The organism is Streptomyces sp. UG1, from assembly GCF_049974585.1.
GTDB lineage: Bacteria > Actinomycetota > Actinomycetes > Streptomycetales > Streptomycetaceae > Streptomyces.
Window position 1 is genome coordinate 26,979 of the sequence record NZ_JBNGGG010000052.1, and the last position, 22,988, is coordinate 49,966.

Genomic DNA, 22,988 nt, shown 5'->3' on the forward strand with positions numbered 1-22,988 from the left:
CCGACCTCCGGGCGGCTTCGCTGAGGAGACGGGAAGGCTCGGCGAGTGGCCCGGAGGTCGGCGGCTGTGGGGCTACGGGCTGGTCGGCAGGCGTCGGCGGCGGGGGCGGGCGGTCGCCCGGGCGAGCAGGAGGTGGATCTGGCGGACCGCCTCGCCCGGGTGCGTGGCCGAGGCGCCGAAGGGCAGGCGGGTGTCGTGGTGGGAGTCCGGAGTCTCGGACCGCAGCACCAGACCGTGCCGGTCGAGCCGCAGCGGCCGTACGACGGTCGCACCGAGCTGTTCCCGGGCCGGGAGCAGCCGGGCGAGCGGGGCCACGGTGTCGGCGTGGGCCGCGGCCAGCCGGGCCAGCATCTCCGCCTCGTGGGTGGCCAGCGGATCGGGGGAGGCGAGGGTCAGTTCGTCGAGGCCGACGACGACCGCCGTGCCGTCGCCCTCCGCGAGGACGGCCCGGGCCGGGTTGAACACCAGGGTCTTCGGGCCGAGGGCGCTGAGCCGGCCGCCCAAGGTCAGCCGGGCGCGCACCCGTTCGCGCACGGCGACGGGGGCGATGTCGGTGAACTCCACCAGGGCGGCCGGATCACCGTGCGGCGCCACCGCGAGCTCGGCGGCCGGATGGCCGTCCGGCGGGTTGTGCAGCAGCAGCCGGGCGGCGGCGTCGACGGTGTGCAGGCCGATCAGCTCGACGCGATGGCCCTGCGTGGTGACGGTGAGCGAACCGGCCGCCGCCAGCACCGAGCGGGCACGCTCGGCGGGCGTCGGCTCGGGGCAGGAGGCAGCACACATGGGAACCTTTCGAGCACATCCGGTCCGGTTCGACTTAGGCAAGCCTAACCTTACATTCTTCGTCGGTGTTCACCAGCCCGTCAGCAGAAGGTGATTGACGAGCAGCGCGAGCACGGCCTGCCCCGCGAGCCAGCCGCGCGGCCCTCTCAGCAACGCACAGGCCGGCAGCAGCCACAGCGCGAACGGCAGCCAGATCCGCTCGGTCTCCGCCTTGCTCATCCCGGACAGGTCGGCGACGAGGAGCGCGCCGAGCGCGCCGAGCACAAGAATCGCCAGGCGGACCGGGGCTCTCTCCGTGCGCCGGACCAGCGTCACACCCGCCCGCCGAAGCCCCGCCACCGTCGCCAGGCCCGCGATCACGACCGTGCAGGCGAAGTTGGCCCACACCCAGTAGCCGTAGGGCCGCTCACCACCGACGCCCTGGTGGTAGCGGGTGACCAGCAGGCGGTACGCCTCCCACCAGTCGAAGCCCAGGACGGTGAACACGACGGGGACGACCAGGAAACCGGCCGACGCGAAGAGCAGCGGGCGGGCGCGCCGCGAGCCCAGCAGCAGGACGGCGGCCGCGATCACGGCGAGGAGGGTCAGGCCGTACGAGAGGTAGACCGCCCAGCCGAACAGCAGACCCGAGGCCAGGCCCGTCCACCCCGGACGGCGCCCCATGACCGCCAGCGCGAGCAGCGCGACCGCCCACGCGGCGACGGCCGCGAAGTAGCCGTCGGCCGAGGTGCCCACCCATACCGCCCCCGGGGCGAGGACCAGGAAGGGCGCGGCCCGGCGGGCGAGCCCCTCGTCGGACAGGGCGCGCACGGCCACCAGCACCGCGACCGCCGCCGTCGTACCGACGGTGATGCACCAGGCTCCCGCCCAGCCGCCACCGCCCAGGCCGATCCGGTCGAGGAGGACGAAGGTGAGCGTGGCGCCCGGGGGATGCCCGGCCACATGCGCGGGCCAGTTGTCCGGTGACTCGAGGAGGATGTGGCCGGAGAAGTCCCGCAGGGCGGCGGGGATGTCGTGGAAGCGGTCGATGACCCGCAGGTACTCGTGCGGCGTCGTCAACTGGACCGCGATGCCCCGGTGCCAGCCGTCCACCAGGGCCAGCGACCAGGTCCAGGCCATGCCGGTGACCCAGGTGACGGCGAGGAGGGAGCGCCACGGCAGCCGGCCGGCGAGCGAGGGGCCGTGCACCACCACGGCCACCGCCACGGCGAGCGCGGCCGGTGTGCCGGGCCCCAGATGCGGCTCCCACTCGGCCAGCAACGGCGCGAAGTTCACATGGAGCGTTCCGTACCGGTTCTGGATGACGGCGCCGACGACCGCGGCGACGGCGAAGAGCAGCGCGGCGGCCGCGGCGGCGTACAGATCGCGGCGGAGGTCCCGGCGCGCGCCGGCGCCGGTGTCGGGGCGGGCCTCGGGCAGAAGATCGCGGATCACGTTCCCGACGCTAAGGCGCCCGGCGTCGGCCGGAAGCGTGACGGGCGGGGACGTCAGCGATTCGTCATGGTTCGCGCGGTGTTCCGGGCCCTGCCCCGGCCTACGGTCGGGCCATGGCAAGGTCCCCCTTCTCTCCCTCCTTCTGGCGCAGCCCGCTGCGCGGCCCCCGGCTGACCTCGGTCCTCGGTGTCGTGCTGCTCGGCGGGATCACCGTGCTGTTCGTGACGGGGCTGGTGTCCTACGCCGCCTACAACCCGAACCTGGCGCCGGTCAACGACAAGACCCCGGACAAGGGCGTCCTCGGCTTCTATCTCTTCTCCTGGCCGACCGACCCGCACTGGCTGTACCGGCTCAACCAAGGCATCCACGTCACGCTCGGCATCACCTTGATCCCCGTCCTGCTGGCCAAGCTGTGGTCGGTCGTGCCGAGGCTGTTCACCCTCCCGCCGGCCCGGTCCCTCGCGCACGCCCTGGAGCGGATCTCGCTGCTGCTCCTGGTCGGCGGCGCGCTGTTCGAGTTCGTCACGGGCGTGCTCAACATCCAGCTCGACTACATCTTCCCCGGCTCCTTCTACACCCTGCACTTCTACGGCGCTTGGGTGTTCTTCGCCGCGTTCGTCGCGCACGTGGCGCTGAAGACGCCCGTGGCCTGGCGCAATCTGCGCCGGCTGCGCGAGGAGAAGGAGGAGAGGGAAGGGAAGGAGGAGAGGGAGGAGAAGGACGACCTGGTCCCACCGGACCCCGCCGAGCCGACCGTCTCCCGCCGCGGCGCCCTGTGGTTCGTCGGCGGCGGGTCACTGCTGCTGTTCCTGACGACCGTCGGGCAGAACTTCGACGGCGCCCTGCGCCGGACCGCCCTCCTCGCCCCGCACGGCGGCGCCGAACCGGGCAGCGGTCCCGGCGCCTTCCAGATCAACAAGACGGCCGAGTACGCCGGGATCCGCGACGCCGAGACGGACGAGGAGGCGTGGCGGCTGGTGGTCGTGGGCCGGGGCGGGCGCACGGTCCGCCTCAGCCGCGCCGACCTGCTCGACATGCCGCTGCACAGCGCGGCGCTGCCCATCGCCTGTGTGGAGGGCTGGTCGACGTCTGACCAGTGGTGGCGCGGCGTACGGCTCCGCGACCTCGCGGCGCTGGTCGGCCACGACGGCGATCCGCCGGACGTACTGGTCGAGTCGCTGCAGCGGCGTGGCGCCTTCCGCCGGGCGGCCCTGCGCGCCAACCAGGTCGCCGACTCCCGCTCCCTGCTCGCCCTGTTCGCCAACGGCGAGGACCTGACCCCCGACCACGGCTACCCGGCGCGGATCATCGTGCCGGCCGCGCCCGGTGTGCTGAACACCAAGTGGGTGGCGCGGATGACCTTCGGAGACCTGTGATGCGACGACCCAAGCTCCTCCCCGTCGGCAGCCCCCTCCAGATCCTCCTGCTCGCCTGCTCGTTCGCGCTCGCCGGATACGCGGGAGTGCGGCTGCTGGAGGGCGAGTGGTTCGAGGTCACACTGTGGTTCGTGGGAGCGGCCGTCGTGCACGACCTCGTGCTGGTGCCGCTGTACGGGGCGGCGGACCGGGCGCTGCTACGAGGCTTCGAGGGGGTCGACCGCCGCCGCTGGATGCCGTACGTCCGCGTCCCCGCCGCGTTGTCGCTGCTGCTCCTGTTGATCTGGTTCCCGCTGATCACCGGCCGCGTGGCGGACCGCTACGCCTCCGGCACCGGCCTGAACCCGGACGGCTTCCCGGCCCGCTGGCTGCTGATCACGGCCGTGCTCTTCGGAGGGTCGGCGGTGGTGTTCGTGCTGCGCCGGCGCAGGGAGGCGAAGCAGGCGGCCGCCCGCGCCCACTGACGCCTACTCGGCCGAACCGGCGCCGGACGGCCGGGGAAAGCCCTCCGTCCGCAGGACCCTGCGCTCGGCGTCCACCGCGAACACCTCGCAGCCCTTGCGCGCGGCGGCCCACTCGACGCCCTCCGCGCCCATCGCGAACGCGGCGGTCGCCACCGTGTCCGCGACGGTCAGGGAGGACGCCACCACACTCAACGACAGCAGTCCGGCCGCCGGGCGCCCGGTCCGCCCGTCGATGATGTGGTCGCCGCGCTCGTAGCGCGCGGACGTCGCGATCGCCCCGTCGGTGAGCTCGGCCACCGTGCACACTTTCTCGGCGTGCTCGGGATGCCGTACCCCCACCCGCCAGGGCCCGCCGGAGGCGACCACGTCACCCCCGGCGTTGAGGACGAAGCGCCTCGCGCCCGCCGCCTTCAGCAGCTCGGCCGCCCGCTGCACGGACCAGCCCTTGACCACCGCGCACGGATCCAGCCCGCGCCCGGGTAGCCGTACGTCGAAGGCGCCGCCCGTGGCGACCCGGTACTCCTCGCACAGCCCCAGCACCTCGTCGAGGTCCGCGCTGACGTCCCCGCGCGCGATCTCCCCCCGGTCCAGGCGGCAGACCTCACTGTCCGCCTTGAACGGGCTGAACCGGGCGTCGACTTCACGCAGCCACGCGAACACGGCGTCCGCCACATCCTCGCCCACGTGCTCGTCATCGACCCGAAGCGAGACCGGGAACCCCATCACATGCTCGACGCGATGCACGTCAGGCGGCCTTCGCGTCGATGGCGGCCTGGAGGGATTCCTTGTAGCCGTTGCTGGTGATGGTGGCGCCGGAGACGGTGTCGATGTCGGTGCTCTGGGCTTCGAGGGTTTCGGCGATGAGTTTCGGGACGGCGGCTGTGGTCTGGGGGTGGTTGGGCTGCTGGAGCATCTTCACGGCCGTGATCCTGGTGCCCTGGAAGGTCACCTCGACCTGCACGGGGCCCTTCTCGGTCTGCACGGTCGAGCCCTTGACGACCGTGTTCCCGGAGCCGGACGACGTCGAGGGCGTCGAGGCCGGTGACGCGGTCTGGGTGGTGGTCGTGCCGAGGGACGGCTCGTAGAGCCAGACCGGGACCAGGCCCGCGATGCTCAGGGCCAGGACGGGTACTGCTCGCTTCACGATGTCTTCCTTGTCCTTCTCAGCCGGCCAGGCTGAAACGCTCGAAGTGGACCTGCTCCTTGGGCACGCCCACCTCGCGCAGGCTGCCGATCACCGCGTTCATCATGGGCGGCGGGCCGCACAGGAAGACGTCCCGGTCGGTGATGTCCGGAACCAGCCGCGCCAGTTCGGCCGGGGCCAGCTTGTCCGGCGTGGCCGGGCCGGTCACCAGGTGCAGCTCGGCGCCCTTGGCGTGGGCCAGCTCGACCAGTTCGCCGTACAGGACCGCGTCCCGGTCGGAGGCGACCCGGTAGATCACGACCGCGTGGCCGTGCAGCTCCTCCAGCAGTGCCCGGATCGGCGTGACACCGACGCCGCCGGCGATGAGCACGGCCTCCGGCCGGGTGCGGTGCATCGCGGTGAACGCGCCGTACGGGCCCTCGGCGAAGACGCGCGTGCCGACCTCGATGTGCCGCAGGGCCGCCGAGCCGTCGCCGGCCGCCTTCGCGGTCAGCCGGAGCTGGCTGCCGTCGGGCGCCGCCGACAGGGAGAAGGGGTTCGCCTGCCACCAGCGGTCCTTCGTCAGGAACCGCCACAGGAAGAACTGGCCGGCCCGCGCGGGCAGCTTGTCCAGGTCGCGGCCGGTGACGTAGACCGAGACGACGTTGTCGGACTCGGGGACCACGGCCGAGACACGGAACTGGTGGCGCCAGTTCCGCCAGAGCGGGAGGACCAGGCGGCCGACGAACACCGCGCCCAGTGCGACGCCCCACACCGCGTACCAGTACGCCGTGGCCGCGGAGGACGAGGTGAAGGACGTACCGACCGCGACCTGGTGCGTGAACGCCAGAACCACCGCGACATAGGTGTACAGGTGGATGAAGTGCCACGTCTCGTACGCCAGCCTGCGCCGCGCGAACCGGGCCGAGACCACGCCGACCACGATGATGATCCCGAGCGCGACGACCGCGCGCAGCACGCCCTCGATCGTCTCGGCGAGGTCGATCAATTGGTTCACCGGGTCCAGTGAGGACGACTGGGCGTAGCCGAAGGTGATGAACACGGCGTGCGCGAGCAGGGCCCACAGGACGCTGAAGCCGGTCCAGCGGTGCCAGGAGGTCAGCCGGTCCATGCCGATCCGGCGGTCCAGCCACGGCAGCCGGGCCACCAGCAGCAGCTGGAAGGCCATGAGCAGCGCGCCGAACAGACCGGTGAGGCGGCCGGCCACGATGAGCGCGTTCGAGGCGAAGCCGGCGGCGAAGAAGAAGTAGAGCACCGCGGCCACGTTCGCGGCCAGCAGGGCGTAGAGGCCCGTGCGGGCGACCACCCTGGGGCGTATCGCCGTGGGGGGCGCGGGAGGCGATTGGACGGTCGTCGTCACGGGTGACAGCTCCTTGATGTCGTGCTGGGGATACCGAGCTTGTCCCGCGGGGGCTGTCGAAAAGCTGTCGTAGATCTTTCAAGTATCTATCGATGTGGCCGCGGACCCCACCCGCCGCCGACGGCCGTCGCCGGGTACCGCACTATGAACGGGTGGAGAAAGTACGCCTGCTGGTCGTGGACGACGACCCGCCCATCGCCGACCTCGTCGCGACGGTCGCCCGCTACGAGGGCTGGGAGGCGGTCACCGCGAACTCCGGCGAGGAGGCGCTGCGACTGGCCACCGACTTCCACCCGGACATCGTGGTGCTCGACCTGATGCTGCCCGACCTGGACGGATTCGGCGTCCTGGACCGGCTGCGCGCCGCCGGGGCCATGGTGCCCGTGGTGTTCCTGACCGCCCGCGACGGGGTCGCCGACCGGGTGGCCGGGCTCACCCGGGGCGGCGACGACTACCTGGTCAAGCCGTTCGCGGTGGAGGAGCTGATGGCCCGGCTGCGGACCGTGCTGCGCCGCAGCTCCGGCCCCGGCTTCCAGCGTTCCGTCCTCCGGGTGGCGGACCTGACGATGGACGAGGACACCCGCGAGGTACGCCGCGGCGACAAGCTGCTCACGCTCACGCCCACCGAGTACGAGGTGCTGCGCTATCTGATGCGCAAGTCGCCGACCGTGCTCACCAAGGCGCAGATCCTCGACCATGTGTGGGAGTACGGCTTCGGCGGCCGCTCCAACGTCGTCGAGCTGGTCGTCAGCAGGCTGCGCCGCAAGCTCGACGACACCGGCGCACCGCTGATCCACACCGTGCGCGGCTTCGGGTACGTGATCCGGCAGGCGCCCGAGTGAGCGGGCGGCTGCGACGGGCGTATCGCGGGATGCGGCTCGGGACCCGGCTGGCGCTCGGGCTCGGGGCGCTGTCGCTGGTGGTGTTCGCGGTCGTCGGCACGGCCCTGACGACGTACATGCGCGACTACCTGTCGGCCCAGCTCGACACGACGCTCGCGCAGGGCCAGATCGCCCAGGCCAAGTCCATCGCGGACTACGGCACGCTCTCCGGCAAGAAGTACTACAGCTGGTACTACGCCGTGTATGACGTGGACGACGGCACACCCGTGCTGCGCCGGCCGGAGGACCCCGGCGATCTGCCCGAGGACGTCGACGACTTCACCTCCCTGGCCCGGGACCAGTCCACCGCGCACACGGAGATCCTGCGCACCGAGCACATCAGGGGCAAGGGCGAGTACCGGCTGCGCGCCTGCGAGGTCGAGCCCGGCGTGGTGCTGGTCAGCGCCGCGCCCATGGCGGACATCGAGGACACCGTCAGCCAGTTGATCACCATCCAGGCCGTCACCTTCGGGCTCGCGCTGCTGGCCCTCGTGGTGCTCGGGCGGGGCATGCTGCGGCGGGGCCTGAAGCCGCTGAGCGACATGGCGCACACCGCCCGCGACATCACCTCGCACGACCTGACCGACTCGGGCCGGCTGCCGGTGCGGCACGACGCGCGCGGCGGTGGGCCCGAGGTGGAGGAGCTGCGCACCGCGTTCAACACCATGCTGGAGCACATCGACGACTCCCTCGCGGTCCGCGCGGAGGCGGAACAGCGTCTGCGCCGCTTCGTGGCGGACGCCTCGCACGAGCTGCGGACCCCGCTGATGTCGGTGCGCGGATACGCCGACCTGTTCCAGTACGCCGCCGCCAACGCCCCCGAGGAACGGGACAAGCACCTGGCCCGCCTGCGCGCCGAGGCCGCCCGCATGGGCTTCCTGCTGGACGACCTGCTGCTGCTCGCCCGCCTGGACGCCGCCGAGGTCGAGACACCGCTGCGCCCGCAGGAGGCGGACCTGGTGGAACTGGTCGAGCAGGCGGCGGACGCGTTCCGCGCCACCCACGCCGGCCACCCGCTGACGGTGACCCCGGGACCCGATTCCCTGAAACTGCGCCTGGACCCCCAGCGCATCCGCCAGGTCCTGGACAACCTGCTCACCAACGCGGCGATGCACACCCCGCCCGGGACCCAGGTGTCCGTGGCGGTGGCACTCGCGGCCGGTATGGCGGTGGTCCGCATCGCCGACGCCGGCCCCGGCATCCCGCCCGCCGACCGGGAGCGGGTCTTCGACCGCTTCTACCGCGTCGACAAGGCCCGCAGCCGGGACCGGGGCGGCAGCGGCCTGGGCCTGGCGGTCGCCCAGTCCCTGGTGCGCGCCCACGGCGGCCGGATCGATCTGAGCAGCGAGCCGGGGGCCACGGTGTTCATGGTGACGATTCCGCTGGCGGTCGGGAGGGACGTCTAGACTCGAGCCCCAACGGCCCGGAGCTCGTGGTCAAAAGCGGGCGACTTCTGCCAAACCCGAGGGGTATTCGGCGCTTTGATACGGATAGATTCAGTCACCAAGCGGTACCCGGACGGCACGGTGGCGGTCGACGGGCTCTCGCTTGAGATACCCGACCGCTCGATCACCGTTCTCGTGGGGCCGTCGGGCTGCGGGAAGACGACCACGCTGCGCATGATCAACCGGATGGTCGAGCCCAGCGAGGGCACCATCCTCATCGACGGCGTCGACAGCCGGCAGCAGCCCGTCAACACCCTGCGCCGGTCCATGGGATACGTCATCCAGAACGCCGGACTCTTCCAGCACCGCACGATCCTCGACAACATCGCCACCGTGCCCCGGATGCTGGGCTGGGGCAAGGAGAAGTCCCGGGCCAGGGCGCGGGAGCTGATGGAGCGGGTCGGCCTCGACGGCACGCTCGCCAAGCGGTACCCGTACCAGCTCTCCGGCGGCCAGCAGCAGCGCGTCGGCGTGGCGCGGGCGCTCGCCGCGGACCCGCCGGTGCTGCTGATGGACGAGCCGTTCTCGGCCGTCGACCCCGTGGTGCGCAAGGGCCTGCAGGACGAACTCCTGCGCATCCAGGAGGAGCTGGGCAAGACCATCGTCTTCGTCACCCACGACATCGACGAGGCCGTCAAGCTCGGCACGATGGTCGCCGTGATGCGCACCGGCGGCAAGCTCGCGCAGTTCGCCCCGCCCGCCGAGCTGCTCTCGCACCCCGCCGACGCGTTCGTGGAGGACTTCCTCGGCGCCGACCGCGGCATCCGGCGGCTGTCCTTCTTCCCCGCCGCCGGGCTGGAGTTGCGCACCGCGCCCGTCGTGCCGATCGACGCCACCGCCGAGCAGATCGCCGCGCACGACCCGGCCGACGCCCCCTACCTCCTCGTCACCGACGCGGACGGCAAGCCCCTGGGCTGGAGCGAGCCGCAGGACCTGACCGCCGGGAGCATCGCACCGCAGGAACTCCTGCCGCACGGGCGGCCGTTCGTCCCCGGCACCGACTCGCTGCGCGCCGCGCTGGACTGCGCCGTGCTCTCGCCCACCGGCTGGGCCGTCGCCGTGGACACCGACGGCAGGGCCACCGGAGTCGTCTCGCAGCAGACCATCGCCGAGGCGATCCGCGGCGCCCACGCCGAGGGGCGCGCGGCCGGCACCGCCGAGGACGACACGGCCGCGAAGGTCGCCGGATGAACTGGGACCGCTTCTTCGACATCCCCAGCGACCTCCAGCACAGCTGGCTCGGACTGATCGGGCTGCACCTGCGCGAAGCCCTCCTGCCAGTCCTGGCCGGACTGGTGATCTCGCTGCCGCTGGCCCAACTGTGCGTGCGCCTGCGCTGGCTGTACCCGCCGGTCCTCTGGGTGACCACCGTCCTGTACGCCATCCCCTCCCTGGCCTTCTTCGTCCTGCTCATCGACTACACCGGCCAGACCGAGCTCACGGTGATGATCCCGCTCACCGTCTACAGCCTCGTCGTCCTGGTCCCGGCGATCGTCGACGGCGTGCGCTCGGTCCCGCAGGAGACCCTCGCCGCCGCCACGGCCATGGGCTTCGGACCCGTACGCCGCTACGTCCAGGTGCAGTTGCCGATCGCCGTGCCCGCGATCATCGCCGGGCTGCGGGTGGCGACCGTGTCCAGCATCAGCCTTGTCAGCGTCGGCGCGCTGATCGGCAACCAGGGCGCGCTCGGCAACCTGATCAACGACGCCAACATCTACAACCGGCCCGAGCTCGCGCTGAACGCCGTGCTCACCATGGCCGTCCTGGCGATCCTCGCCGACGGTCTGCTGGTCGTCGTACGCATGCTGCTGACGCCGTGGATGCCACGCCGGACACGCACGAGAGCGAAGGCCGACCGGCCCGACGCGGCCGCCGCCGCCCTGGAGGACGCAGCCCGGTGAACCTGTTCCACTTCATCAGCGACTTCTTCCGCGACAGCGCGCACTGGCAGGGCTACGACGGCATCCCCACGCGCGTGGGCGAGCACATCCAGTACACCCTCCAGGCGCTCGGCATCGCCGCCCTGATCGCGCTGCCCGTCGGCCTGGTCACGGGCCACTACGGGCGCGGCGGCAACGCCCTCGCGTTCATCGCCGTCGCCGGGCGGGCCCTGCCCACCTTCGGCCTGCTGGTGCTGATGACCCTGATGGTGGGCTTCGGCATGGTCAACGTGATGACCCCGCTGGTCATCCTCGCCGTCCCACCGATCCTCGTCACCACCTACGAGGCGATGCGCTCCGTCGACCCCTCACCGGTGGACGCGGCGCGGGGCATGGGCATGAGCGAGGCCGGGGTCCTCTTCCAGGTCGAACTCCCGGCCGCGCTCCCGCTGATCCTCAGCGGCCTGCGCTCGGGCGCCATCCAGATCGTCTCCACGGCCACCATCGCGGCCTACGTCAGCCTCGGCGGCCTCGGCCGCTACATCATCGACGGCCTCTACCAGCGCGACTACGAGAAGGTGGTGGGCGGCGCGACCCTGGTGGCCGCGATGGCCCTGGCGACCCTCGCGGTGTTCTGGGCACTGGGGCGGTTCGCGGTGTCGCCGGGGGTGCGCAGGCGCGGCTAACCGCGCGGGGACGGCCGTACGGCGATCGCCTCGATCTCGAACAGCATCCCCGGCAGCGCGAGGGACGCCACGCCGCTGAGGGTCTGGGCGGGCAGACGGTCGCCGAAGCGGGCTTGCAAGGCCTTGCCGAGCGGCTCCAGCTTGCTGACATCGTGGTCCACGATGAACGTGCCGAGGCGGACCACGTGCTCGAATCCCAGGCCGACGCCCTCCAGGGCCGCGCCCAGCCGGTCCAGGGCCAGCTCGACCTGGCTCGCGAAGTCACCGGGCACCGGCGCGCCGTTCGCGTCGGAGGCGTACTGGCCGGCGATGAAGACGAGTTCGCCGGGTGCCGAGACGGCGTGGCTGTAGCTCAACGGGGTCGGGTCGTGCAGAGCGGGCGGGTTGGTGATCGTGCGCTCGTCGAGACTCATGACATGTGCCAACTCCCGCACGGGCGCGGGCATTCCGCGACTAACCCCTCTCTCAGGCCCCTGTCCGCGCCAGGGCGAGTTCCAGTACGACCAGCAGGGCGTCCCGTACCGAGCCGCGCTCCCGGGCGTCGAAGACGACGACCGGGACGCCGTCGGTGACGTCGAGGGCCCAGCGGATCTCCTCCAGGGTGTGCTCGACGTGGCCGTCGAAGGCGTTGGCGGCCACCGCGAACGGGATGCCCTTGTGCTCGAAGTAGTCGACGGCGGCGTAGCAGTCGTCCAGGCGCCGGGTGTCGACGATGACGAGCCCGCCGACCGCGCCCTCCACAATGTCGTCCCACATGAACCCGAACCGCTCCTGGCCGGGCGTGCCGAACAGATACAGCTTCAGCGTCGGGTCGATGGTCAGACAGCCGAAGTCCATGGCCACGGTGGTCGTGGTCTTGCGCGGAGTGTGCGTCAGATCGTCCACGCCGGCCGCGACCTCCGTGATGGCGGCCTCCGTGGTCAGCGGCTCGATCTCGGATATCGAGCCCACGGCGGTGGTCTTGCCCACGCCGAACCCACCCGAGATCACCATCTTGACCGGCAACGGCGGTCGTACGGTGGCCGGTTCAGTCGCTGTCACTGCGGACCCCTCGTGCGTCGGGGATGGCGCGCAGGCCGTCGATGACCCTGCGCAGTACGGATGCGTCGTGGACGACGCCGGAGTCGGGTACGTGCACCGTCAACCGCCCCTCGGCGCGCAGGTCCTCGGCGAGGACGCGCACCACGTTCAGGTGCAGCCGGAGCCGGGCCGCGATCTCCGCGATGGACTGCGGCAGCCGGCACACGGCGACGATGTCGTGCCGCTCGAAGGCGAGCCGTTCGAGCGCGTCAAGCCCCTCGGGAGTGGCCACCACCTGGGTCTCCACGGGCATCGACCCGCCGTCGCCGCCGTCCGCCACCCGGCCGGCGGTCAGCAGGAACGGCCGCACGGCGGAGGCGAAGCCGACCGGGTCCGGACCGCTGGGTTCCGGTGGTGGGGTGCCGTCCGCCATGGCGTCGTCCGTTCCCGGGGGTCAGCGGCCCGACGCGGCGCCGACGCTGTTCTTCAGCTCCAGCACGAGCTGCGGGCTGAGCGCGGCACCGGCGCGGTTGGCGAACACCGTCATCTCGTAGGCGATGTTGCCCAGCTTGGCCTCCTTGTCGGTGACCACGCCGAGCACGGCGCCGCTGCCGATCGCGGAGACCAGGACGTGGCCGCCCTCCAGGTCGATGATGACCTTGTTCAGACCGCCGAGGCCGTAGTTGCCGGAGGCGCCGGCGGCCAGGCTGGTGATGCCGGAGACGATCGCGGCGAGCCGCTCGGAGTCGGCCGGCTCCCGCAGCTCGGACACGGCGATGAGCAGACCGTCGGACGAGACGGCGATGGCGTCCACGACGCCGGCCGTCTCGGTCGCGAAGCGGTTCAGCAGCCAGGTGAAGTCGGCTGCGGCGGCCTTGAGTTCGGCCGGCGTGACGGCTTGAGCCGGGGTGCCACCTGTCGACGTGCTCACTGCTGCGCTCCTTCCGGGAGGTCGTTCTGGTGGTGCGAGTGGGGGGTTGAGGGAGAGACGTTTTGTCCATGGCCGCCGTCGCGCCGACTGTCGCGGTGCGCACGCTCCACGGCCGCCTCGAACTCGTCCAACGCGGCACGCACCGCTTCCGCGTCCAGATCCGGCGGGGCCTGCCGCGAAACCGCCGACCGCTCGACGGAACCGGCGCCCGAACGCAGGGTCGCACCGCGGACGCGACGACGCAGGGGGCGGGTGGCGGGGGCCGGGCGAGCCGGGGGTTCCGCGTCGGGCCGGGCCACGGAGACCGACGGGGCCGGCTGTGCCGGACGGGTGTGGTCGGTGGGTGCCGGGGCGTTGGTCTCGGGGCGGGGCGGGGTTGCTGCCGGGGTGTGGTCGGTGGGTGCCGGGTTGTCGTTCTCGGGGCGAGGCCGGTTCGCGGTCGGGGCGTCGTCGGTCGGGGTTTCGGGGGTCGACGGGGCCGGCTGTGCCGCGTGGGTGTGGTCGGTGGGTGCCGGGTCGTCGTTCTCGGGCCGGGGCCGGTTTGCCGCCGGGGCCTCGCCGGCGTGGGTCTCGGGGACCGACGGCGCCTTGCTCTGCGCGGCTCCGCGCTGCGAGACCCGGCGAGGGAGAGGCCGCGGCCCGTCGGACGCCTCCTGTACGGCGTCCTCCTGTGCGGCGGGCGACGGCACGGGGCCGGTGACCGCGTCGACACGCCCGCCCTGCCGCACCAGCGCCCCGCCGACCATGTTCGCGCCCGGGCCCTCGGACTCTCCCGATGCTGCAGAGCCGCCGGTCGCCGCTGCCGCGCATGTCGCTGTCGAGCCGCCGGTCGTCGCCGAGCCCTCCGCAACCGTCGAGCCGCCGGTCGCCGCCGACCCGTCAGCCGTCGCCGAGCCATCAGTCGCTGTCGACCCGTCAGTCACCGCCGACCCGTCAGTCGCCACCGAGCCCTCCGCAACCGCCGCCCCGCCAGCCGCCGCCGAGCCCTCCGCATCCGCCGAGCCCTCCGCATCCGCCGCCCCGCCAGCCGCCGCCGAACCCCCCGCCACCGCCGCCAACGCCGCCGTTGCCAGTGAGCCCGTCGTGCTGCCCGTCACCAGTAGCGTCGCCGGTACCGTCACCTCGGCCGTCACGCCGCCGCCCGGGGTGCGGGACAGTGTGACCGCGATCTGCCAGCGGCGCGCCAGTGTGCCGACCACGAACAGGCCCAGCACCTTCGTCGGCACGAGGTCGAGGCGTTCGCGGCGGATCAGGCGGGCGTTCTCCTCGTCGAGGCGCTCGGGGCTCATGCCCAGGCCGTGGTCGGAGACGACGATCACCGCGTCGTCGCCGGCCGCCGACACCGCCACCTCGACCGGGCTGCCCTCCGGCGAGAACGACACCGCGTTCTCCAGGAGTTCGGCCACCATCAGCGTCAGGTCGCCGATGACCTCCGGCTCCACCACGGCCTCGGTCCGCGCCCGCAGCTCCACGCGTCGGTAGCCCTCGATCTGCCCGAGCGCGGCGCGTACGACGTTGGTGAGCGAGGTGGGACCCGCGTCGAGGTCCGCCTCGTGGATGCCGGCCAGCAGCATCAGGCTGTCGGCGTTGCGGCGCAGCCGGACCGCGATGTGGTCGATGGAGTAGAGGCGCTCCAGGAGCGCGGGGTCCGTCTCGCCACGCTCCACCGCGTCGATCAAGGCCAATTGACGTGTCGTCAGGTTACTGACCCGGCGGCCCACGTTGCCGAACATCTCGGCGACGTTGCGCCGGCTCAGCACCTGCCGCTCCAGCAGCGCCGCCGCCGTGGTCTGCACCTGGTTGAACGCCTCGGCCAGGTCACCGATCTCGTCGCGCGCCGTCACCGGCATCTCGCGCAGCCGCGGCGGACCGTCGTCCTCGGCGTCGTCGTCGGCCACCCGCGCCAGCTCCCGCTCGGCGACGTCGGCGACCTGTCGCGCCGCCCCCGTGAGGGCCTGCACCGGGCGGACCACCGAGCGGCGCACCAGCATCGCGAGGGCCAGCCACACGGCGAGGCCCAGCAGCGCGAGCCCCAGCAGCAGGACCGCGCGCCACGCCGCCGTGTCGGACGCGCTGTCCGCCCGGTCGGCGATCTGGTCGATGAGCGAGGTGGTGATCGCCAGCCGGGTCCTGGCCTGGTCGCGGTAGGCGTCGTAGGAGTCGAGCGCCGCCGCGAGCGAGCTGCGGATCTCGGCGGCCGAGCCGGCCTGCACGGCGCCGGGGTCGATCTGCAGGTCGGCGTACTGCCGGCTGATGACGGCCTGTGCGGCGGTGTACTTGATCCCGTCGAGCTGCGCGGACTGGGCCTCGGTGGCGAACCGGGCGAAGCGTTCGGCCTGGTGGGTGTACTCGTCGTAGGAGCCGATCGCGCCGATGAACTCGACGAGCGCGTTGGAGTCACCGGTCGAGGCGGAGAAGACCCCGGTCTCGAAGGCGCTGTGCGCGGCGCCGGCGCGCAGCAGCGAGTCGAGCAGATTGCCGGTGAAGGTGGTCGCGAGATCGGGGTTGCGGTCCAGGCCCAGGCCGTCGATCAGCCCCTGGGCGGCGTGGGTGTAGGCCGGGTCGATGTTGCTGGCGGGCAGATAGCCCTGCTCGACGGTCTCCCGCAGGCTGCTCAGCCCTTCGACGCCCTTGAGCGCCTGCGCCTCGGTCCGCGGCAGCTGGTCCCCGAAGGCGTCGCGCACCCGCTCGACCTGGGAGTTCACCATGGACTGTGCGGTGCGGTAGGCGGCGGTCGAGGGCTCGTCACGGCCGGCGGCCTCGTGCCGTACGGAGAGCAGGATGGCCTGCTGGTGCTCGGCGGCCAGCCGGTCGACGAGCGTGGCGACCTCGGCGCTCTCCCGCACCAGTCGCGCGGCGTCGGCCGCGTCGCGCGACTGCGCGGTCTGGTCGGCGATGAGGTAGGCGAGCAGGACGGCGACCAGGGCGAGCGGCACCCCGACGAGGAGGTTCAGCTTGCGCCGGAAGGGCCAGCGTTCGGCGAAGCCGCGTATCCGACGGGGGCGAGGTGCGCCCTCCTCGTTCGTGGACACCGAGTCGCCTCCGCGTGACCGCTGTTGTCCGATGCTGTCTGAATAGGGATCGGCTGTGCTGAAGGACAGTACTGCCCTTCGATCGCCGTGACCGGAACTGTACGTCAAGAATCCGTTACGTCTCCCTGCACCCCAACCGTCCCGCCTTCACGTCGCGGCACAACTGCCTGTTACCTTCCGGTTTCTGATGCCAATCGTGACCTGACCACTCTTGACTGACCGAGAACCGGCTGGATTGGATCAGTGGAAGAGCTCTCCCAGCCCCCTGAATCCGGAACGGGAACCGTGACTTCCACCGCTTCACGCAGCAGGTCCCTCAGGAACCATCCCGGCGCGGCCGCCGTCGCGCTCGCCGCCACGGCGGCGCTGCTGGCGGGATGTTCCTCCTCCGACGACAAGTCCGACCCGCTCGCCGGGGACGGGGCGAGCGGCGACACCGTGGTCGTCGGCTCGAACAACTTCGCCGAGTCCATCCTGCTCGCCGACATCTACGGCGAGGCCCTCAAGGCCAAGGGCATCAAGGTCACCTACAAGCCGAACATCGGCAGCCGCGAGACGACGTACGGACTGCTCAGGAACGGCTCCATCACCGTCCTGCCGGAGTACAACGGCTCGCTGCTCGCCTACCTCGACCCGAAGGCGCGGCAGGAGTCGTCCGACGCCGTGAACGAGGCGGTGAAGGGCAAGCTGGACGCGAAGCTGACGCTGCTGGAGTCCTCGCCGGCCGAGAACAAGGACTCCGTCAGCATCAACGCCGAGACGGCGAAGAAGCACAAGCTGACCGCCGACTCCAGCCTCGAGGACCTCAAGGACATCGCCCCGGACCTGGTGATCGGCGGCTCGCCCGAGTTCCAGACCCGGCACCAGGGCCTGAAGGGCCTGGAGTCCGAGTACGGCCTGAAGTTCAAGTCGTTCAAGGCGCTGGACGCGGGCGGCCCGCTGACCCAGGCGGCGCTGACGAAGAACACCGTGCAGGCGGCGGACATCTTCACCACCGACCCGACCATCACCAAGGAGGGCTTCGTCGTCCTGAAGGACCCGAAGAACCTCTTCGGCTTCGCCAACGTGACCCCGCTGGTCTACAAGAGCGGCCTGAACCAGGAGGGCGTCGACGCGCTCAACGCGGTCTCGGCCAAGCTGGACACCAAGACGCTCCTCGATCTGGACTCCCAGGTCCAGATCGAGAACAAGGACCCGCTCGACGTGGCCAAGGCCTGGCTGAAGTCGGCCGGGCTGGGCTGACCTGCCGCTCAGTAGCCGACCTGGAAGGTGGCGTCCTGGCGCTCGGTGGTCGTGGAGACCGGATCGATGCGCAGGGCGTAGTCGTAGTGCCTGATGTAGCGCGTCGGGTTGTTGTACGAGCGGAACGAGGCCCAGGAGGCGTCCGCGAGCCCGGCCGTGCGGTAGAAGGTGGCGTCCCCGGCGAACGTCGACGTGCCGTCGTTCTCGTCGAGGCGCAGGGCGTAGCGGTAGTGCCGCAGGTACCGGGCCGGGTAGTTGACCGACTGGAACGAGACGCCGGAGGAGTCGGCCAGGCCCGGCACCAGCTTCCACTGGGAGTCGGGGAACGGGTCGAAGGGGTACGCGTCGATCCGGCCGGCGAAGCCGCTGTGCCGGATGTAACGGGCCGGGTGGTTGTACGACTTGAGCCGGTTCCAGGCGGGGACGCCCCACTGGGCGATCAGGTTGCCGTACTCGGTCGACGTGATCGGGTGGATGCCGCAGTGCTTGGAGTTGAGCGGCTGGGTGTAGAGCCTCTGGTCCAGGGCCGTCCAGGTGCCGGAGGCCAGGTTGCTCGTCCGCCAGACGTAGAAGACGCCGTTCGGCGAGTACGTGTCTCCCCAGAGGTACCAGGTGTCGCTGGTCAGGGACTTGACCACGGTCGGGGCCTCGGTGCCGCCGTGGTTCACCGCCGTGCTGAACGGGGTGAAGCTGCCGGGGGTGAGGCTGGTCGAGCGGGCGCCGACCAGGGTGCCGTTCCGCTTGAAGTACAGGTAGTTGACGCCGTTCACGCCGATGGTGAGGTTGCCGTCGATGACGTCGTAGCCGGGGTCGAAGAAGACCTGAGGGCTGGTCGTCGTACGGAAGTCGGTCGTGTAGCTGACCATGATGACGTTGTGGCCGCTGCTGTTCACCGATGAGTAGAGGATGCCGTACCGGCCGCGTGAGGCGTCCCAGAACGCCTCCGGCGCCCAACTGTGCGTGGTGGTCATGTCGTGCAGCTTCAGCAGCCGGTAGCCGGTGAAGGTGCGCAGGTCGGCGGAGTCCCAGACGTGGATGTGGACGCTGTTGCGGGTCCAGTCCGTGCCGCTCAGGTCGGTCGCGATGACGACGAACGTGCCGTCCTGCTTGCGCAGCAGGAACGGGTCGCGCAGCCCCTTGGCGCCGAGGGTGGGGGTGGCGACGGGGTTGTTCTGGTTGAGCGGCGTCCAGCGCAGGCCGTCGGTGCTGACGGCCAGATGGAGGTTGTAGTCGGCCTCCAGCATGGTGTTGGACTCGGTGAAGTAGACCATCGCGTACGCCGAGTCGGCGGCGTGCGCGGTCCCCGTGCCGAGGGTGAGGGCACCGGTCGCGGCGAGTGGGACGGTCGCGGCCATGCCGAGGAAGTGTCTGCGGGACGGGTTCGACATGCGGCTCTCCAGGGGGTGGTCGGTATCTCACGGCCGATATCTCGAACGCAGTTCGGTGAATCGACCAGAAAGTAGGAGAGTGCGGATGGCGCGTCAATCGCATGGTCGTCCTTGGCGGATTCCCGCCAGTCGGCGCGGGCTCCGCCTCAACTCGCCTTGCGGGCGTCCGCGATGAGCTGGTCGATCAGGGCGATCAGCACATCCCGGCACGACTCGCGCTCCCGCGCGTCGCACAGCAGCACCCGCACCTGCTCCGGCAGCGCGAGGGCGTCCCTGATGTCCTCGGCGGGGTAGGGGTGTTCGCCGTGGAAGCCGTTGACGCCGATGACGAAGGGGATCTCCCGGCGCTCGAAGAAGTCGATGGCCGCGAAGCTGGACTCCGGCCGGCGCACGTCGACCAGGACGACGGCGCCGAGCGCGCCGATCGCCAGGTCGTTCCACATGAACCAGAACCGCTGCTGTCCGGGCGTACCGAACAGATACAGCACCAGCTCCCGGCTGATGGTGATCCGGCCGAAGTCCAACGCCACGGTGGTGGCGCGCTTGTGCTCGATGCCGTCGAGGTCGTCGATGCCGAGGCCCGCGGCGGTCAGGGGCTCCTCGGTGCGCAGCGGGGCGATCTCGCTGACCGACCCGACCATGGTGGTCTTGCCGACGCCGAAGCCGCCGGCTATCAGGATCTTGACCGTGTCGGGCGGCGCTGCCGCTGCCACGGTGGTGTCAGAGCCGGCCAAGGCCGTCCCTCACTTTCTGCAACAGGTCCAAATCCGGGGTGCGGGGGGTGACGGGGTGCGGCGGGTGGACGGTGATCAGGCCCGCCTCCAGCAGATCGCAGAGCATGATGGCGACCACGCTCACCGGCAGGTCGAGATGGGCCGCCAGCTCCGCCACGGCGATCGGCCGGGCGCAGCGCCGCAGGATCCGCAGTTGCTCGGGCTGCGGCCGCGGTGCCCGCTCCGGCGGCGGATTTACCGCCGTCACGGTCGTGATCAGGGTGAAGTCGGTGCGGCTCGGCCGGGTCCGTCCCCCGGTCAGCGTGAAGGGACGAACCAGCCGGCCCGCCGAATCGTCTCCGCCCACCTCACGCGCCAGGGCCGACATGCGCCCGCGGTGCCGCCGACAGGTGCTCGCCGATCTTCTTCACCAGCATGTTCATCTGGTACGCCACCACGCCGACGTCCGCGCCCTGGTTGGTGAGGACGACGAGGTGGGCGCCGGGTCCGGCGGAGGTCAGGATCAGATAGCTGTTGGCCATCTCGATCAGCGCCTGGCGCACCGGTCCGCCCCGGAAGTCCATGCTGACGCCCTTGCTGAGGCTCATCAGCCCGGACGCGGTCGCCGCCAGCCGCTCGGCGTCGTCGCGCAGGAACCCGGTGGACTTGCTCACCACCAGTCCGTCCTCGGAGAGCACCACGGCGTGGTTGACGTCGGCGACCCGCTCCACGAGTCCGGTGAGCAACTGGTCGAGCTGGGTGTCCGTGGCGGGCGTGGGGCGTGTCATGGCGATGTCCTTCATGAGCGGTCGTCGGGCGGAGTGGAGGACGTGGCGGAGGCGGCGGACGGGGCGGGGTCGGCCGTGGGCGGCTCCTCGTGGGCGTCGTCGTCATGCGCCCGCCGAGCGGCCGGGACCTTCTGGTCCGGGGCCTCGGGCGCGTCGTGGTCCGCGTCGTCGGCGTCGCGGGCCTGGAGCGTCCCCCGCTGGAAGCAGGCGAGGGAGGAGGCGGCGCGCTCCGCGGTGAAGTCGTCGGTGTCGCCGTCCTCCTCGGCGGGCGGGGCCTCCTCGCGCAGCTCGGCGGCCAGGCTGGTCTGCGGCACCCGCCGGGGGAGCGGGGACAGGCCGTCCAGGCGCGGTTCGGGGGCGGGCGCGGTGCGGGCCGGCACGACCGGGCGGGACTCCCGTACCGGCTCCTGGGGTTCGGCGGCCCCGGCGTGCTCCACCTCGTCGGGTTCCGGCGCCGGTACGTCCCGCACCACGACGTCGTGCGGGATCAGTACGATCGCCGTCGTGCCGCCGTACGGCGAGGAGCGCAGCGTGACCGCGATGCCGTGTCGCCTGGCGAGCTGGGCGATCACGAACATGCCGAGCCTGAGGTCGTCGGCGAGCGCCACCACGTCGAACTGCGGGGGCTCGGCCAACTGGGCGTTGAACGAGGCGTAGTCCTCCTCCGACATGCCCAGGCCGCGGTCCTCGACCTCCACGGCCAGCCCCTTGGCCACCAGCGCGGCCCGCACCCCGACCGGCGCCGGAGCGGGCGAGTACAGCGTGGCGTTCTCGATGAGCTCGGCCAGCAGATGGATGACGTCGGCCACCGCGGGCGGCGCCAGGTGCACCTCCTCCTCGGTGTGCACCTCCACCCGCTGGTACTCTGCGACCTCGCCCACGGCACTGCGCAGGATGTCGATCAGCGCGACCGGCTCGCTCCAGTTGCGGCCCGGGCGCTCGCCGCTGATGATGACGAGGTTCTCCTCGTAGCGGCGCAACTGGCTGGCGGTGGAGTCCAGTTCGTACAGGCCCTTGAGCACCTCGGGGTCCTGGTGCGTGCGCTCCAGCGCGTCCAGCTTGGTGAGCTGGAGGTTGACCAGGTTCTGGCTCTGCCGGGCAATGCCCAGGATGATCTTCTGGAAGCCGCGCCGGGTGTCGGCGAGTTCGACGGCGGTGTGCACGGCGGTGCGCTGCGCGGCGTTGAACGCCTCGGCCACCTGGCCGAGTTCGTCGTGCCCGTAGTCCAGCGGCGGGGTGGCCAGCTCCACGTCGACGGTCTCGCCCCGGTCCAGCCTGGCCACCACGTCGGGCAGCCGCTCCTGGGCCAGACTCAGGGTGGCCTCCCGCAGTCCGCGCAGCCGCCGGGACAGCGAGCGGGTGATCCGCCAGGACATCCCGACGCACAGCAGCAGCGCGAGCAGACCGCCCGCGCTCAGCGACGCGGCCTTGATCAGCAGTGCCCGCGCCTCGTCACCACTGCGCTGCAGGAGCGCGGCCGTCTGCTGCCGGATCAGCACCCCGTACTCGTCCGAGACCTGGACCAGCGCCTTGCGCCACTCCTTCTGCGCGTCCGGTACGGCGATGTCGCCGCCGTCACGCGCCGACGCCCGCGCCGCGAGCACCCGGTCCTCGACGTCCTCCAGCGTCCGCCACGCGGGGCTGCGCAGGATCTTCTCGGTCTCCGTCTTCGCGTTCCCGGTCAGCGAGGGGATGATCTGGTCCTCGACGAGCCAGCGCCGGCTGTTCACCAGCTCCGCGAACTCGGTCCACGCCTTCTCGTCCATCTTCCGCGCCGGCGAGGCCAGCGTCAGCAGCGCGTCCTCCTGGGACACCAGTTCCGCCGCGTGCTCCAGCGCGACGAGCGGGCCCGCCTGCGAGGTGAGGTCGCCGTCGTCGACCTGGGAGAGCTCCTGGAAGGCGTGGATCTGGTCGTCGATGATCGACGTGTACTGCCCCAGTGCCTGTGCGGCGGGGATGTCGGTGGGGTTGTCCACCTGGGCCCGGTAGTACTCCAGGCTGCTCACGGACGCGACGACCGAGTACATCCGGTCCCTGACCCGGGCGGGGGCCTGCTGGATCTCGTCGGACTTCTCGAGCAGCTTGGCGACCGCCTTGTCGGTCTGGGCGCGCTGTGCGTCCAGCGCGGTGCGGGCCGGCTCCTGGCGGGTGGCGAGCCATACGGCCGAGAAGCTGCGCTCCCGCTGGAGGGCGAGCGTGGCCTCGGTGCCCATGGCGCCGGTCGACTTGCTCAGCCCGGTCTGTGCGCGCAGCCCCAGGCCCTCCGAGAACATCTGGATCGTCGTCACGCTCCAGACGGCGGCGAGCGTGACGCTGGGCACCAGCGCCAGCAGGATCAGGGAGAGACGGATGGAGCCGAGGCGGCGCCGGGGACCTGTCCGTGGAGACATTGTCGTCCTAGGGCGATCAGCGGAGGGCGGG

General features: G+C 71.6%; 23 protein-coding genes. 8 read left to right on the top strand and 15 right to left on the bottom strand.

The window, feature by feature from the left end:
* Positions 1-72: 72 nt before the first annotated feature.
* Together ACP4J3_RS42655 and ACP4J3_RS42660 are read right to left on the bottom strand one after the other, a co-directional pair.
* Positions 73-783 carry a DUF2470 domain-containing protein gene (locus tag ACP4J3_RS42655; RefSeq protein ID WP_426542224.1) on the bottom strand — a complete coding sequence of 237 codons (711 nt, stop codon included), beginning with the start codon at positions 781-783 and terminating at the stop codon, positions 73-75.
* Between the two features lie 69 nt (positions 784-852).
* Positions 853-2,217: a hypothetical protein gene (locus ACP4J3_RS42660; RefSeq protein ID WP_426542226.1), complete on the bottom strand. Its 1,365-nt coding sequence runs from the start codon at positions 2,215-2,217 to the stop codon at positions 853-855.
* Positions 2,218-2,330: 113 nt separating this feature from the next.
* Between ACP4J3_RS42660 and ACP4J3_RS42665 the strand changes: the two genes are divergently transcribed.
* Positions 2,331-3,593, top strand: coding sequence for a molybdopterin-dependent oxidoreductase (locus ACP4J3_RS42665; RefSeq protein WP_426542228.1), 1,263 nt, complete (start codon positions 2,331-2,333; stop codon positions 3,591-3,593).
* Positions 3,593-4,057, top strand: coding sequence for a hypothetical protein (locus tag ACP4J3_RS42670; RefSeq protein ID WP_426542230.1), 465 nt, complete (start codon positions 3,593-3,595; stop codon positions 4,055-4,057). The genes ACP4J3_RS42665 and ACP4J3_RS42670 overlap by 1 nt, the downstream gene beginning before the upstream one ends.
* A 3-nt stretch (positions 4,058-4,060) precedes the next feature.
* Here ACP4J3_RS42670 and ACP4J3_RS42675 read toward each other — a convergent pair whose 3' ends face one another.
* From ACP4J3_RS42675 to ACP4J3_RS42685, 3 genes are read right to left on the bottom strand one after another with little or no spacing between them, the layout of a single operon-like run.
* On the bottom strand, positions 4,061-4,801 hold the full coding sequence (locus ACP4J3_RS42675; RefSeq protein ID WP_426542232.1) for an FAD:protein FMN transferase: 741 nt from the start codon (positions 4,799-4,801) through the stop codon (positions 4,061-4,063).
* Between the two features lies 1 nt (position 4,802).
* Entirely contained in the window at positions 4,803-5,201 is a 399-nt protein-coding gene (locus ACP4J3_RS42680) for an FMN-binding protein (protein ID WP_426542233.1), read from the bottom strand.
* Positions 5,202-5,220: 19 nt separating this feature from the next.
* On the bottom strand, positions 5,221-6,507 hold the full coding sequence (locus ACP4J3_RS42685) for a ferredoxin reductase family protein (RefSeq protein WP_426542321.1): 1,287 nt from the start codon (positions 6,505-6,507) through the stop codon (positions 5,221-5,223).
* A gap of 206 nt (positions 6,508-6,713) precedes the next feature.
* Between ACP4J3_RS42685 and ACP4J3_RS42690 the strand changes: the two genes are divergently transcribed.
* The 5 genes from ACP4J3_RS42690 (at position 6,714) to ACP4J3_RS42710 (ending at position 11,453) form a co-directional block, all read left to right on the top strand.
* Positions 6,714-7,403: a response regulator transcription factor gene (locus ACP4J3_RS42690; protein WP_426542235.1), complete on the top strand. Its 690-nt coding sequence runs from the start codon at positions 6,714-6,716 to the stop codon at positions 7,401-7,403.
* On the top strand, positions 7,400-8,848 hold the full coding sequence (locus ACP4J3_RS42695; protein ID WP_426542237.1) for a sensor histidine kinase: 1,449 nt from the start codon (positions 7,400-7,402) through the stop codon (positions 8,846-8,848). The genes ACP4J3_RS42690 and ACP4J3_RS42695 overlap by 4 nt, the downstream gene beginning before the upstream one ends.
* A 75-nt stretch (positions 8,849-8,923) precedes the next feature.
* Positions 8,924-10,078, top strand: coding sequence for an ABC transporter ATP-binding protein (locus ACP4J3_RS42700; protein ID WP_426542239.1), 1,155 nt, complete (start codon positions 8,924-8,926; stop codon positions 10,076-10,078).
* A complete protein-coding gene (locus ACP4J3_RS42705) occupies positions 10,075-10,788 on the top strand; it encodes an ABC transporter permease (protein ID WP_426542241.1) in 714 nt (237 codons plus the stop codon). Before ACP4J3_RS42700 ends, ACP4J3_RS42705 begins: the two co-directional genes overlap by 4 nt.
* Complete coding sequence (locus tag ACP4J3_RS42710; protein WP_426542243.1) at positions 10,785-11,453, top strand: ABC transporter permease; 669 nt, start codon at positions 10,785-10,787, stop codon at positions 11,451-11,453. Before ACP4J3_RS42705 ends, ACP4J3_RS42710 begins: the two co-directional genes overlap by 4 nt.
* Here the strand turns inward: ACP4J3_RS42710 and ACP4J3_RS42715 are convergent.
* Genes ACP4J3_RS42715 through ACP4J3_RS42735 form a run of 5 tightly spaced genes read right to left on the bottom strand, consistent with a single transcriptional unit; the run spans position 11,450 to position 16,436 of the window.
* Positions 11,450-11,866 carry a RidA family protein gene (locus ACP4J3_RS42715; protein WP_426542245.1) on the bottom strand — a complete coding sequence of 139 codons (417 nt, stop codon included), beginning with the start codon at positions 11,864-11,866 and terminating at the stop codon, positions 11,450-11,452. The genes ACP4J3_RS42710 and ACP4J3_RS42715 overlap by 4 nt on opposite strands.
* Before the next feature lie 52 nt (positions 11,867-11,918).
* Positions 11,919-12,446 carry a GTP-binding protein gene (locus ACP4J3_RS42720; RefSeq protein WP_426542323.1) on the bottom strand — a complete coding sequence of 176 codons (528 nt, stop codon included), beginning with the start codon at positions 12,444-12,446 and terminating at the stop codon, positions 11,919-11,921.
* Between the two features lie 34 nt (positions 12,447-12,480).
* A complete protein-coding gene (locus ACP4J3_RS42725; RefSeq protein ID WP_426542247.1) occupies positions 12,481-12,906 on the bottom strand; it encodes a DUF742 domain-containing protein in 426 nt (141 codons plus the stop codon).
* Between the two features lie 21 nt (positions 12,907-12,927).
* Complete coding sequence (locus ACP4J3_RS42730; protein ID WP_426542249.1) at positions 12,928-13,404, bottom strand: roadblock/LC7 domain-containing protein; 477 nt, start codon at positions 13,402-13,404, stop codon at positions 12,928-12,930.
* Entirely contained in the window at positions 13,401-16,436 is a 3,036-nt protein-coding gene (locus ACP4J3_RS42735) for an ATP-binding protein (protein WP_426542251.1), read from the bottom strand. Before ACP4J3_RS42735 ends, ACP4J3_RS42730 begins: the two co-directional genes overlap by 4 nt.
* 285 nt (positions 16,437-16,721) lie before the next feature.
* Here ACP4J3_RS42735 and ACP4J3_RS42740 point away from each other — a divergent pair, with 285 nt between their 5' ends.
* On the top strand, positions 16,722-17,678 hold the full coding sequence (locus ACP4J3_RS42740; protein ID WP_426542253.1) for an ABC transporter substrate-binding protein: 957 nt from the start codon (positions 16,722-16,724) through the stop codon (positions 17,676-17,678).
* A gap of 8 nt (positions 17,679-17,686) precedes the next feature.
* On the opposite strand, the gene ACP4J3_RS42745 is transcribed toward ACP4J3_RS42740, so the two are convergent.
* The 5 genes from ACP4J3_RS42745 to ACP4J3_RS42765 form a co-directional block, all read right to left on the bottom strand.
* Complete coding sequence (locus tag ACP4J3_RS42745; protein WP_426542255.1) at positions 17,687-19,066, bottom strand: glycoside hydrolase family 43 protein; 1,380 nt, start codon at positions 19,064-19,066, stop codon at positions 17,687-17,689.
* 146 nt (positions 19,067-19,212) lie between these two features.
* The gene (locus tag ACP4J3_RS42750; RefSeq protein ID WP_426542257.1) at positions 19,213-19,800 is read right to left on the bottom strand and encodes a GTP-binding protein; all 588 of its coding nucleotides are present in this window, start codon (positions 19,798-19,800) and stop codon (positions 19,213-19,215) included.
* Positions 19,787-20,167, bottom strand: coding sequence for a DUF742 domain-containing protein (locus ACP4J3_RS42755; RefSeq protein ID WP_426542259.1), 381 nt, complete (start codon positions 20,165-20,167; stop codon positions 19,787-19,789). The genes ACP4J3_RS42750 and ACP4J3_RS42755 overlap by 14 nt, the downstream gene beginning before the upstream one ends.
* Entirely contained in the window at positions 20,148-20,567 is a 420-nt protein-coding gene (locus ACP4J3_RS42760) for a roadblock/LC7 domain-containing protein (RefSeq protein WP_147997842.1), read from the bottom strand. The genes ACP4J3_RS42755 and ACP4J3_RS42760 overlap by 20 nt, the downstream gene beginning before the upstream one ends.
* A gap of 11 nt (positions 20,568-20,578) precedes the next feature.
* Entirely contained in the window at positions 20,579-22,957 is a 2,379-nt protein-coding gene (locus ACP4J3_RS42765) for a sensor histidine kinase (protein WP_426542261.1), read from the bottom strand.
* Positions 22,958-22,988: the final 31 nt, after the last annotated feature.